Source organism: Paenibacillus sp. J2R1T-4 (assembly GCF_059692235.1).
Genome location: NZ_JCAUBA010000019.1, coordinates 26131 through 38797 on the forward strand (window position 1 = coordinate 26131; position 12667 = coordinate 38797).

The window sequence follows — 12667 nt, forward strand, 5'->3', positions numbered from 1 at the left end:
TTCGATCATCCTTCCTTTCTATTAAAAACTTGCTTATCATTGCAAGGTCTGGAACAGCTTCTGGCCTTCCATTACCCAAGGATAAATAAAAATACGGAACGTATTGAGGATCGGCAGACCCGCTATCAGGAACAGTACATACGATGTCGTTTCCTTGCGGCTGTCTTTTGCTAGTCCCAGTTTTTCCTTATAATCCTGTATCCTTTCACGAAGAAGCACATAATAATTGTCATTCTCATACAAACGGATCGAATTAATAGTCTCTGCAAAGCTATAAGCTTCATCTGTACTAAGCCTCTGCTTAAAGCGGCGAATCGATTGCTCCGCACCGGAGTACCACTCGTTCAACAGCAGCTGGAGTTCTCCTCGGATAACACGGGTAAAAGGGATGCATCGTGACAGCTTATGATGCAGACTTTGCCTTGAGCCGTTGTAATAGAGGAGCTGATTGCTCAGTACATAAATTTCTTTCATGATTTTCTGTGAGCGTTGTTTGCTGATAGCCTCCAGGATCACTCGGTCAGTCCCCAGCAAGAGCAGCATAATACCTCCGCAAAGCAGCAAATATATGGGTTCAACATAGTGATCCATCCCTTGCAATCTAGCAGCCGTAGCTCCTAGTAATACAACGATTACAGCTAGGAAGCTCAACAATCGTCGAATGACTTCATAATCTATAAGATCCACTTGGAACCCGCTTCTTGCAAGGAGTTGTTTTTTGTGCTCAAGACCAGGCGTACCCATCTGAATCCCCAACACCTTCAGCCACCAGGCAGGATAACGTTGCTGCTTCATCCATTTATTCCAATTGAGTACAGGCCAGCGTCCTCTCTTGCGGTACCCAGATAATAGAGCATAATACATGCTAATAAATACCAGAACAAACAAGCTTCCATAACTGATCCATCCTAGCCATTCTAATTGCACCTCTGCTACTGCCAATCGCAACTAACACTCCTTCCATATAACATCCCTTACATTCGACGGATAGATAAATACAAGCCCATCAGGAACGAGCCGAAAATCAACATCCCCCCATCCAGCACCATATTGCGGCCGTCTGGATCTTGCACATAATAATGCCAGGCATTAGAGAAATTTAGCTTGAAATTTATAGAAAGAAATAAGATGAGGAATAAAATAGATGAAAAATTGGCAATTCGTATTTCTAATAGACGATTCCGTTCAGCTTGATCAGCCCTTTGTGCACGGCGCATATCGGTTATCAGTTGTTTGAGATTCTCTCCAATTTCGTTCCCTTCCGTAAGCCCAACTCGCATAATATTGGCAAAATAGTCAGCCCACAAATGTCCAAGCGTGACGGTTAACAATCGCAAACTATCATCGACACTGCGATTCGTAGTCAAGTTATGATTAAGCTGTTCGAACACAGCCTTCATAGGGTACAACATCCGGTTCTCTTCAAGCGTAATATGCAAAGCTTTGCGAATGTTCCGCTGCCCTGATACCAAATAATATTGATAGAAAAGCTCGACAGCAGGCAGAAAATCAAGTCTAGCTTTCATCTGCAGGCTAATAAGCCTCATTCGCAGAGTCAGATAAGGTAACGTCCCCATCATCAGGGTTGTTGAAGCGACTCCCTTTATACTCCCGAACATCAAAGCTCCTGCAATCGCACCTCCCAACGCCAACGTTAAAGTCAAATAGAGCAAGGCACCTAGCGACATCCGGTAACGAAGCGATTCTAACAAATCGGTAAGATGCCGATATAGGCCGCTATATCGAGTCATAAAGCGAGACAACCTGCTTGCCATCGTCTGATCATGCACATAAGCCAATCTGTTGCGCGTTGTGGAGCGATTGGCCCCAGCATGAAGCAGCATGCGGATTGCTAAGTAGAGAAGCATGAATAGCAAAATTATGAAACCTGTCTGCAAACCTATCACTGCCAATGAGCTTTCGGTAAGATTTCCTTTCAGCAAGATTCCACACATCCAAGTTCAGTCAGCAGTCTATGGCCTTTCGGGTCTAATCGCAGTATTCGGGCTGTTGCTCGCTGTGAAAATGCATCCTTAAGGACCCATGTACCAGCAGCATAGTTGTAGCAAACAATATCCCGTACGCTTATTTCTCCGTTTACATATACATACTCCCCAATACGCAGCAGTTTACGCTGCCCTCCGACAAACCCCATTTCCATACCGATCTGAGTAACGTACTCGGTAATTCTTTTTCTCAACCGCTCCGGATCCATCCCCCTCCGGTCCATCATGCACATTTCGGTTATGGCATCCGGCACATCTTCCAGAACGTTAACATGCACCGATGTCAGACTGCCCTCATGCCCTCTTGTACACGCTTTTACATAAATATTGGCGTCCTCGTCCCTGATCTCTGCATGGCATATACGCTTGGGTGATTGGCGCAATGCCAGCTTGAAAGCTTGGTTCCCCGAATGAGCGGTATCCTCCTCATCCACTTCATACTCGATTATGTTTTTTCTCGGAAAATCCCGCTTCAACATGAGCTCGTACCGCGATTCTATAGTAATAAGACGTTCATGATCAGGCAGTTGTGCTATTAGCGCTTTGATCAGATTCGTTTTGCCAGAATTCGTCGGTCCTGTGATCACCATATTGAAGCAGCTGCGCAGCACGACCTCTAGTATGATCCTCATCGGCTCATTGATAGTCTCATAATTGGAATCGCATAAAGTGTCCAGATTAAAATATTTCATAGTATAGAATCGTATCGTAAGTGTAGGCTCAGCGGTGAACCCGAATCCGGTCATGGTTACGCGGGACCCGTCTTTCAAAGATACTTCTGCCCATCTCTTGCGAGGATTGATCACTTCATTGTTAAACAACACCAGATTTTGTTGGATACGCTCAACATCGCTTACGTTCTGGAACCTGATTGACGAAGGCAGGGCTTGCCCGCTTCGCACCTCGTATATATCCCTCCCGACAACTTGAATTTCCTCAAGGCCCTCGCGGTTCTTCATGACCAGTTCAAGCACGTTCAATCCTATTACTTCAGCAAAAACTGCTTCTGTAAGCGTGCTGTAGACGCGATTCGGCGGCTCTACATGACTCAACCGTTTTTTGGCCAACTGATCGCTAATAATAGCTAAAAATTGCCCTCTCTCCTGCTCGAAGCCTAATACTGCGCGGTTCAGCGCTTCACTGTATTGTTGTTTCTCTTCATCCGTCCTTCCCTTGGAGGCAACCAATACGTTGCGAATTTCTTCCACACATCGGTTGAACTCATTCTGTTTACGTTCAGTTGTATCTTGGAATCGAAACTCGTGAAGCTTACCATTAGCGTCGATCAAGTCAGTCATTCCGTTATGTTCTTCTTTGAGTCGATTCGTATCAACAGAAAATGCAGCTAAGGAAAACCTCTTTTCCGGCAAAGTTGTACTCAAGCTTCCCACTTGGCTGATCTTCCTTTCTCGATCCAAAAGCGAACATTTCCAAACCAGCTCTTTCCATCTGAGCGATCTAATTGCACAGGTTTCCGTTCAAACTGATGGTAACGTATCATCGCATCCGTTATTCGGAACAATTCCTTCATTACAGGATGACGACCAAGCAGAAGCTCTAAAAGCTTACCCTGATTCATGGATTCTACTACGGATGGGTGTCGGTGAATTTGTCCCAATACATTCATAGCCGTTTCCCGACGTATATCCTTGAGCCGCAGCACAGCTGTCCCGCTCTGCCTATCTGATTGATTCACGATTAAATCAAACCCTGAAGGCGGAATGCCAAAGGTGTGACATAGATTGTTGAGCCAACGGTTCGTATCCTCTTGGAAGTGAGTCAATTCATTCGTCGTGATTAAATACTTACTGTCCGCCTCCAGAAGTCCGCCCAGGGTAGCTGCATTATCCCAATAAGCGTTAACCTCAACAATACAAATCTCGAATGTCGTCCTTGCAACCTTCAATAGATGGGCGATATCTTCCGGCATATAAAATTCTGCTTGCTCTCTCAGCATATTGCCGAATAATACATGCATGTTGGGAACACCTCTCAGAGACTCGCATGCCTGAAGCAGCTTATCTCTAGTCAAACTTTGCGAACGTAGTTCAGCACGTAACTGATCAAGCGTATAGGAAGGTCGTTCATTACCCAAATATCGATGCAGCTTGGAACTCTTAAGATTCAAACAAATGTAACCGACGCGGTGCGCTGTCGCCCTGGCCAGCTCTACTGCTGTTCCGAAGGAGACGAGCGTCGTTCCGATATTCGGAGTTGAACCTACGAATACCATAAGCTTGGAACGGGGTTCACGAACAACTGAAGGACTACCGTTCATGTATTCGTGCAGCTGCTGAATAATCATTTCATTGGTGCGATGCGGGGATATCCAGAAGTAACCGTTGGCTAAACATGTCTTCATCCAACGCTCATTGAGCAGCCGATCATGTCGATCACTTAACAAAACAGAGATGCGAATATTAGGCTGTCGTTCACGCAAGCTCTCTGTGTAGTCACAGAAAGAGCCGAAGTCAAAGTACCGATCCGATAATACCGCATGGTCTATAGACTGGCGATCTAATACTTCTAACAATTCATGTGGCTCTGAGTAAGTGAAGTAGCGTTCAATCCCTCCTTTTCGGTATGACAACCAACGCTGGTTCAGCTCTTCATCTGCGGATAATAATACTAGCATGCAGGCTTTGCACCTCCTCCTGAACTTCTAGTTCGTACAGCCTTATGGCTGGATACGGGCATCATCCCCTTTGATATACGATGCGGTCAACGCAATGACCAGCTTCGCTTTCTTGGACTTACACATCCGATCTATGGTGAGCCATTCCTCCCCCGTTAAGTTCAAATTAATATGATCGATTGTCCCGTTTGCTTCTCGTCTGGAATAGTACATTTTCTCCGTATCTGAATGGATCTTGGACAAAAGATTCGGATTCTTGGGGTTATCCACCTCCACATTGGCTGATGATTTCACCGAGGCAACTCGGATGCTATGCTCGAATAATCTACGAGATTCCCCCTCTCCGCCCGAAATATATATATCCACCTGATCTCCAGCCCGAATTCCATTAGATAATGTAAGAATGTAATCCTTTGGAATCTGAAAAGTGGACTGAGACTGATTAGGCAGAAGATGGAACCGATCTACTTTCCAGAGCAGTATCGGTTCCAACGTGCCAAGCGGGACAACAGCTTCCGTTCCTACAACGGAGGTAAGCTCGGTTGCTAAATATTGTTGTCTTCCATTCACCGCACCGAGGGCTATCGGCATGGTCTCTACCATCTCTGCCGTAATCATCGTTCCAGTTGGGATGAAATCTCTTGGCACGATGACATCAATCGTCTTCTGCAGTTCCACCTGCTTCAACTGAAGGACATAGACGCCATATACGAGCGCTCCCGAGAGCAATGCCGCCGTCATGCTGATCAGCAGGTTTCTCCTGCGATTCATTCCTATCACCTCCACGTATTGTGAAACAAAAAAAGGACGCAACTCACGGGAATACTCCCGAAAGTTTGCGTCCTTCGCAAACATCTTTTATAAATGGATCACACTTAATATACCATATATGTTTTATTATGTAAATCACTTTTTACGACACAATTTGACTATATTCTACTGTTGGCGGTGTACACGAACGACCTGGCTAGCAGCTCCTATGATTCTAACGGACACGTCCTGTGATTTTACTGCTCCATTCGAGTAGGTAATTCTGAAATGAATCGGCAGCAATCCAAGCTCTAAGCCTTCGGTCATGGAAAGGAACCAGCTTTCAAATAATTCTCCTTGATACTGGTTAGAGACTAATGGCACTTGCATAAGATTTGTCGATACGGTCCGTTCAATACCATTTCGTCCTAAAGCGTCGATCCAAGCCACAACTCCAGCAACAGGAGCAGAAGAAGCCGTTAATTCAAGTTGAAATATTTCACCTGAATAAAAGTCCAGCGGCACCATTGTTGTATTATTCCCGCGCTCTGTATGAAGCTCAAGCCACTGAGGGGTATGACTTACGGATGCTGTAATCTTCAGCTCTTGCGCCCATATGGAATGGGTAACGCTTCTCGTTTCCGTCCCATCTGAAACTGTTAGCTTCACCAAATACTGACCCGGCATACTAAATTTCCTCGTCACATCCATGCTATTTGCTAATATAACAGCTCCATCAGGCTCTGTGATCTCCCAGTTGTAAGAGAGCAAATTCCCATCGGGGTCACTAGATTCATTGAGCAAAGTGACCCTATCTCCTTCCCATATCGGCTTTGGCAGCCAATCAAAGGCGGGATCGGGGGGACGATTCGTTAATATCCATCTATCAACCGACCAATTCGACCATACAAAGCCATCAAATACTCTTACTCTCACCCTTAGCTTCTGTCCAGCCGGCAAATCTGTTGTTACCTGATAACTTTGTGTTGTGGAGGATGTGTTTTGCGATACTTCACCTGAATCACGCACGGTCGATGTGTTCGCCTCGTTCCAGAATTGAACTTGATATTTCAAAAATACAGTTCCTGGATCGGGGTCAGATTGTGTCCAAGTTATGTTCGGTTGTGGACTGACTGTTGACGGAGTTGCTTGGGTGCCAGTTGGATTTGTTACTTGTGCCGATGAAGATAGATTGATTATCAACCATCCCGTGTTGGACCATCCCGACCAAGCCGCACCATCGTGTACGCGAACTCTGACTTGTAGAGGCTGTCCAGTCGGTAAATCTGCAGTTACCGTCATGCTTTGGGAATTGGACTGTGTATATTGGCCTGCGCTATAGTCATAGAGGATTGTTCCGACATCATTTAACACTTGAACGTGATAGCCTTGGAAGTATGTTCCCAGATTTATATCCGCGTCATATTGATTCCATGAAATAGTCGGCCTACGATTATCCTGAATAAGATTAGGTGAAAACTGCAGACCGTTTGGATACATCAAAGTGACAGCAGGGGCACTATTTACTTTCATCCAACCGACATTTGACCAAACAGACCACTGCTCTCCATCGCTCACCCTTACTTGCACCTGAAGATTAACACCGACCTGCAGATCCACTGGCAAACTCCAGGATGCACTCAGTGCTGAAGTCCATTGCGCGCTTTCTCCGCTCTCAGCAACGACATGTCCAGCTTCATTGGATATCTTGACGTGGAAGCCTTGGAAAATCGTGCCGCCTGAATCATTTTGATTCCACGTAATCGAAGGCCGTGTCGTGTAGATCAGATTCGGACTGCCTTGTGTACCGTTAGGATAGGTCAATGTTGCAGTTGGACTAACATTCGGCGGCGGAATACTGCCGACAGTGAGGGATTGAATATAGGGATTGCTCCAAGCACCATATTCATCCCGAACGGACAAGCCGACCGTATATGTCCCCGTCTCTGTTGGTCGGGTCAATTTACTTTCCGCGTATGCGCCGCTTGGAGCCGTGTAGTAATACTTCCTCTCCATTATCCCGCGTGTCGTTCCGTAATTGATACCCGTTATATCAGGGGGCGAATAACTTCCTCCATGAACCCAGCGATCTGGATCGTAGCTATTCTCACTCCAACTAATCGTGCCATCCCCATTTACTCCAATTGTAAACTGTGCCACAGGTCTGCGATGAATAATAAGCCTCTCCTGATAAGCATTAGAGTTTTTTCTATAAGGGTCGAACACCATACTCGAGTACAAGTAGCTCGGATTGGGATCATCTCTTGCTCTCAGCGTAACCCAATATTCACCCACTTTGTCGAAGCTGAGCCGTTCACTGCTATACGTTTGGCCATTCATAACGGAGACACCTTGATTATTCATAAATTTCGGAATATGCGTATAGCTCCACTGGTAGATTCCCGCTAAAGGGTCTGACTCAGGATCCGAGAAGATAATATGATCATAGCGAACTTCCGCGGATGCCGTACCCCCTTCCCAAATAGCATAATTAGACAACCATTGTGTGGTGCCTGCTTGAACGACCTTTGTGGATAGTCCACTAAATTTCACATAAGACTTCTCCGAAAATGGTCCGATCTTGCCACTCAAGAACGATCCATCCGATGCAGACAAGTACGGCACACCATTTAGCGATACATCTATCTGTGCTCCTGCCATGTTCACCTTAAACGAATAGTCTAGGTTGTTCTGGAATGGAAAAGCTACGCTGCTTAGAACGGTTCGACTACCGCCGACGTACCTGCTTAAATATAACGTTGTCCCGTCAGTTTCGACTGCATACCGGTTAGTTGGATCAGCCATTCGGAAGGAGAAACCCGACATTCCCGTATCAGCAACATCTTCCATCCGCATGGTGAACGAAAGTTCCGTATCTGTTACGGATACATCGGAGACGAATTGCCCTAGCTCAAATGGATTTATGACTTCGGCGGCGGTAGTTGGAGGACCCTTAGATATCCACATGTAGAACACATCGTCACTGTAATTCCCCATACTCACGATATGGTGCATCGTTACATAAATTCCGTCCCCAAAATATTGGGAGAATACCGCTCTTGTCGTATTGGACCCGAATCCTTGCTGCCCTCCGGAACCCGCTTTCCCACGATAAGTTCCGGCAGCGTCCCGAACATAATCACCAAAAGGACAACCACAATCCGGAGTATCATTAGGATCGTTAAGTCGGGTGTAGTAGTTCTCCCGTGTAGTGGTGTAATGGTTCAGATCAGCCCCAAGGGAGGCTTCATCATAGTAATTGCCGCTCCAATCTAACCTGAACTTCTCACCATAAGCCGTCCACTCAAAAAGCGTTGGGTCCTCGTTGGAGACAGCTCCGGAGTTCATATTGACAGATTGCATGTAGGTGTAGCAGGTCCAGCTTGGTCCGTCTGTAAAGCTTCTGGCGACTATTTTGTTGTTGATGGGGTCAATGAAAATGAGAGATTTGGCATCGGCACCATTCGTAAACCCCCTGATGTTCGCGCATGCGTTAGGGTTAGAACCGGTTCCTGACAGCTTGACCCTCCAACCAAGAGACGAATCGTTATTAAGCTTGGTTACGTGAGTTTGAACAGATAAAGAACTACCGCTTGGGTAATAGGAAGGAAGCGTATCTTCATAGTAGTAAATGTCTCCGTTCATTCCCTTGTAGATGTTGCTTACTCTGGTGGTATAGTAGGGAGTAAATCCATCCCATGGGTCTGGATCAGATCCCATCGTGTAAGCAGGAGCCGACGGAAGAGCGATCTGCCTTACTATCGCTGCTGTTCTTTCCAATTCATATGCCTGTCGGGATCCGAAATCAAAGAATACCATATTGTCATTCCTATTTATTGCGTTTAACATCTTCCACCCGTTCTCATAAGTTGAAAATGAGTTGGGAGGAGAGAATCCTTTGCTTACAGCAGATCCCAGATACTGGCCCGTGTAGGCGTCAAACGTAGCTATATCAGGAGCAGATGCCTCGTAAGCGAACCAATTTCCGTCCGAGTCATAACCTGAGTGGGCTGCATAAGTCCATATGATAGTGGCGTATATGGTTTTGTCGGAGATTTCATACCCCGTGATTACAGGTGTTCCTATAGAAGTTGTGTTACCCGTACATCCGCCATCGCAGTAATTGTACTTCGATGGAAAAGTTCTCGTACCCATAGCCGCCGCCGTAATAACAAAATCATACGGATTTCCGTTGTTGTAAGTGAAATCCCACGTGAAATAACCTCCTAATGATTTAACATTACCGATTTCTGACTTATTCATGGCAAAAATTTTGCCCTCATACTCGTTGCGTCCGTAAGTGTGGTTGTAATACTGCCTGATTTTGTCGAAATAAATGTACTTCTTGTTAGACCGCAGAATAGGTGGACGACTAGTGTCATAGAAGTACAGCCCCTGCTTTGATGCATCTCCTTCAAAAACAGGAAAGGAATCAAGGTTGTTGAGGGAGGAGTTAAAGCTTGTCTGAGCTCTCCAAGGCGACAGGTTGTTAGCCCCATATCCATTATCCTGGAATGGCGCTGCCCAGTTCTCATAGTAATCATTACCGAACCAAGTTGTATTGAGGTTGTAGAAATACTGACGCTCGAACCCCTTGCCTAGACCACCTACCAACCCCCCATTATTGGACCAGACTGAGTTTTTGTTCGTTTTTGGCTGCGTTGAGTTTACTTTGTACAAGCCCCAGTTGTTTAGAACCGTATTGATCCCATAGCTGATTGGTTGACTCGAGTCTGGCTGTTTGTTCTCTCCGGAAATAGTGAACGAAACAGTCGGAGCTAGGTTGATTGTATCGAAAGTAAGACTCGTAATAAGTTGTGTTGCTGTAGCGCTTGCGCATCTACCGTAATCTTCGCACACTGTCACATCAAACTGGTACTTCCCGACACGTGTCGGCGTGAAACTTGCTTTGGTCATGGTGCCAGCAAGCGCAGTCCAACCATCATTGCCAAATCCGTCGTTAGCCGCATCATACTTGTAGAGGTACGTTGCACTCGTTAAGACATCACCATCAAGGCTGTAAGATTTATTGTACAAATCAACCTGCATGTTTCGAATTCCAAATGGCGGCACGTCCAGCTTTCCAATCGGCACGAGATCCGGTTTAACATTTATGTTACACGTAGACGGTTGAAGCGATTTTAATGCCGGGCTGCCATTATCCCAAACGTGAAGGGAGGCTTGTACGGTAATGTCGCTTGTTGTACCGTTCGTATACGAAGCAATTTTGTTCGTCCACTCATCTCTACTGTGATCGATCTGTCTTCCAAGAGGACTAATACTTTGACTGGAGTTGAACAAATTTGCAGTTACTTGTCTATTTTCCTTCACGACAGGAGGACAACTTGCAACAGGAATTGGGTTGGGCGGGATGACTTCGATCATCGTGGAGGCTGTGTAAGCGGCTCCGAACTTGTCTGTCATCGTAGCGTATATCAAGTGATATCCCAATGTGTCTGTATGGATATTCGGCAAATATTGTTGCTCGGGGACAAATCCGTATGTAGCCGGTAAACCGCTGATCCATGTATTGGAACGACTAAAATCCCAACCGGTAAAGGTAAACTCATCGTGGTCTGGATCACTTGGAGAAGGGTACGGAAGAGAGGCAGGATCCTCAATAACACGCGCTTGTATCGTTGTACCTTGCACCACCTGTGTGAGCGGAGTTTGGCTTGTAAAGTCACCGTTATGGAACCAACCAATTTTGAAAAAGGGCGGGTTGTTGGAGGCAGGTGCATGAACGTTTAACGTCTTGCTGATCCATCCCGATTCTCCGCAGCTTCCTTTCAGCTTCATCATGACCGATACGGACCCTGCCGATATTGGTGCTGGGTAATGGCTTGGGTATGTGAAAGAATATGCGGCTGTGCTGCTAGTTTGCCATGCTGTATCCCAGGTTGAACCTTTGCTTAAGCGATAAATATGGGACTGGTAGGTGCAGCCAGCTGTCGCAGTTATATTCTTGGGTGTTAATTGGAACGGTTCCCGATAGTTGATCGTGTTGGGGGTTATGTCGAAGTCACCGGTGATTTCGCCTGTGTTGATTGTGAAGGTTACAGTCTTTGTGTTATTGTCTTCCCTTGATTCTTCTATTTCATTGTCCCCGTCGACTACCAGGGTTAGATTGAGATTCCCTGCAGTGGTTAATAGTCTCGTTACCGTCTCGGTTAGAGCTTGGTTCGCCAATGCTCCTGAGTATGTCCACCTCCCCCATTCTTCCGCATTTCTGTACAAGTAGACGGTGAAAGGACTGGTTATTGGTTTGCTTCCGTTCTGGAGGCTGATCTGGAAAGTGGCATTGCTGTTAATGATGAGACTTGTCGTTGCGACAATATTCGTTGCTGCAAGATCAGGCTTCTCGAGTTGTTCGTAAGTGACCTCTAGTACGTAGGGGTACTGGTAGGTGTTGGAGGTGATGTCTACTGTGAACTGACCAAAGTAGACCATGAGCTTTGCTCCGGGTGCGGCTAGGTCTTGTGCGTATGGAGAGGGGAAGTTGAAATTTCCAGTATGTCGGACGATAACAGTATTGAAGTCTGGTGTGATGTCTACTGTGATGTTTGAAAATACTTCGCTATCAGGGAAACCAGAAACCCCAGATGGGCCCTCAATATCTACGGATTCAATTAGTTTGTAATTCCCTGCAGTATCTTCATGGTTAATGAACTGTGGTTCTACTTCAGTATTGTCTGCTAATTTAAAACTATTGGTTCTTTGACCTGTTAAAGATAAAGTAGAATCTGTACACCCAGGATATTCATTCATTGAAGGGTATGTTGGATCAACACCATACCCACATACTCTATGATTACTATATGTATTATAACTAGCATCAAGCACGTCAAAATCGGCATGCCATTTCGGGTCTCCACTTGAAGTGGAATACCGATACCACGCATAGTAACTTGCATCTGTAATACTATTTTTTGAAATAACACTCAGAGAATTCCCTGACATCGTTTCTGAGAATGTGTATGACGTTAGGTTTCTAGCCTCTGTAATTTCTCTACGGTCAAATGAATTATTCTCGTTCACAACTTCTATTTTTTTGATTCTCTCTCCCGCAGGAGCCTGTATAATTTTGTTTAAGATTAACGTCTTGCCTGAGCTGATCCGTAATCCCGGCAGTACAATGCCGCCGACGTATTCTGGATCTACCCGTTCCGCTCTAACAACGGAAGGGTTATTTATAAATAAAATAGATACTACGAGGGTTAGAACAAGAATTAGAGCAATAGACGAAACTAATCGTCCCTTTCGAATCTGCATTGTA

At 45.6% G+C, this 12667-nt stretch carries 6 protein-coding genes; all 6 read right to left on the reverse strand.

The genetic code is table 11. From position 1 onward, the window contains the following. Positions 1-36: 36 nt before the first annotated feature. A complete protein-coding gene (locus AC58QD_RS25295) occupies positions 37-942 on the reverse strand; it encodes a hypothetical protein (protein ID WP_497337805.1) in 906 nt (301 codons plus the stop codon). 32 nt (positions 943-974) lie between these two features. Then, the gene (locus tag AC58QD_RS25300) at positions 975-1943 is read right to left on the reverse strand and encodes a type II secretion system F family protein (protein ID WP_497337806.1); all 969 of its coding nucleotides are present in this window, start codon (positions 1941-1943) and stop codon (positions 975-977) included. Continuing rightward, a complete protein-coding gene (locus AC58QD_RS25305) occupies positions 1937-3397 on the reverse strand; it encodes an ATPase, T2SS/T4P/T4SS family (RefSeq protein WP_497337807.1) in 1461 nt (486 codons plus the stop codon). The genes AC58QD_RS25300 and AC58QD_RS25305 overlap by 7 nt, the downstream gene beginning before the upstream one ends. After that, on the reverse strand, positions 3385-4641 hold the full coding sequence (locus AC58QD_RS25310) for a CpaE/TadZ family protein (RefSeq protein ID WP_497337808.1): 1257 nt from the start codon (positions 4639-4641) through the stop codon (positions 3385-3387). Before AC58QD_RS25310 ends, AC58QD_RS25305 begins: the two co-directional genes overlap by 13 nt. Positions 4642-4683: 42 nt before the next feature. Continuing rightward, positions 4684-5412: a CpaB family protein gene (locus tag AC58QD_RS25315; protein ID WP_497337809.1), complete on the reverse strand. Its 729-nt coding sequence runs from the start codon at positions 5410-5412 to the stop codon at positions 4684-4686. A gap of 165 nt (positions 5413-5577) precedes the next feature. Beyond that, entirely contained in the window at positions 5578-12663 is a 7086-nt protein-coding gene (locus tag AC58QD_RS25320) for a PKD domain-containing protein (protein ID WP_497337810.1), read from the reverse strand. Positions 12664-12667: the final 4 nt, after the last annotated feature.

What these genes read in the sequence shown, in the direction of transcription:
- AC58QD_RS25310 (WP_497337808.1), bottom strand. Translation starts at nt 4,641, where the DNA reads ATGCTAGTATTATTATCCGCAGATGAAGAGCTGAACCAGCGTTGGTTG.
- AC58QD_RS25315 (WP_497337809.1), bottom strand. Translation starts at nt 5,412, where the DNA reads ATGAATCGCAGGAGAAACCTGCTGATCAGCATGACGGCGGCATTGCTC.
- AC58QD_RS25320 (WP_497337810.1), bottom strand. Translation starts at nt 12,663, where the DNA reads ATGCAGATTCGAAAGGGACGATTAGTTTCGTCTATTGCTCTAATTCTT.